This window comes from Micrococcus sp. KRD096 (assembly GCF_017168495.1).
Lineage (GTDB): Bacteria > Actinomycetota > Actinomycetes > Actinomycetales > Micrococcaceae > Micrococcus > Micrococcus luteus.
In genome coordinates this window covers 1-1,150 of record NZ_JABFAY010000036.1, presented here as the reverse complement: position 1 = coordinate 1,150, position 1,150 = coordinate 1, and the positions used below count along the sequence as shown (strand labels likewise).

The following is a 1,150-nucleotide window of genomic DNA, read 5'->3' as shown; positions in this document are numbered from 1 at the left end:
GTCCACGACGCCGACCCCGCCCGTGTCCCACGGGTCCGCCCCCAGCCGGATGACCTGGATGGACGCCATGCGCGGATTCGCCGTGCTGCTGGTGATGTTCACCCACACCTACACGATGCCGCAGGGGCTCGACGCGACCTTCAGCTCCGTGGCGTTCGCGAACGTGGTGCAGGTGTTCCAGTCGTGGCGGATGCCGATGCTCGTGTTCCTGTCCGGCGTCCTGCTGCCCCGCTCGGTGTCCAAGCCGCTGGGCACGTACTACCGCGGCAAGGCGGAGCGGATCCTGTGGCCGTTCCTCGTCTGGATGGTCGTCCTGGCGCTGGCCACGGGCAAGCCCGGATCCCTGCTGTCCGTCGAGTTCTGGCGCGGCGGCGCGTGGCACCTGTGGTTCCTGTGGGTGCTCATGCTCTGCTACCTCATCGGCCCGGTGATCCGTCGCGTCCCGGCGCTGGTGGTCGCGGCCGTCCTCTTCGTGCTGCTCCTCGAGTTCGTCAGCGGCCCCCGCGACTGGGTGCGTCCCCTGTACTGGGGCGTGTACTTCTTCCTCGGTGCCGCCTCCGCGCGACTGCTCCCCCGGATCCGCACGGCGCCGGCCGCCCTGGGCGTGATCGCGGTGATCCTCATGGTGCTCACCGTGACGGCCACGCGCACCGGCGCGCTCGTGGTGGCGGAGCGCCAGCCCTGGTCCGTGTTCGCCGCGCTGCCGGGGATCCTCGTGGTGCTGTGGCTCGGCCCGCGCCTGCCCCGTCTGCCGTTCCTCGAGTTCTGCGGCCGCCGCTCGATGGTCCTCTACGTCGCCCACATGCCGGTGCTGATCCTGGCGGTGGCGGCCTTCCGCGACCTCGCCGCGGTCCGCCCGGTCGACTTCTACGTGGCCATCGCGTCGTTCACGTTCCTCGTCCCGCTCGCCCTCGCGCTCGGCTACCGACGGGTTCGCTGGCTCTTCGAATTCCCGACGGCGGGACGCGTCCGGGCGCGTCCTCGCACCCGGGCCACGGTCCCGGGAGCGGCGGACGCCGTGCCGGCACAGACCGCCGAGCCCGCCTCGACGACGGCGCCCCTGCCGGTCGTCGAGCCGGCGTCCCCGCCGCAGCCCGCCGCGGGGCCGACCCCGGCCGCCGAGCCGGCGTCCGACGCACCCGCCCAGGTC

At 73.0% G+C, this 1,150-nt stretch carries 1 protein-coding gene; it reads left to right on the top strand.

All coding sequences use genetic code 11. From position 1 onward, the window contains the following. Positions 1 to 49: 49 nt before the first annotated feature. Positions 50 to 1,150 (top strand): acyltransferase family protein (locus J1M41_RS11240; RefSeq protein ID WP_342214109.1); only part of this gene is annotated, 1,101 nt, incomplete at its 3' end.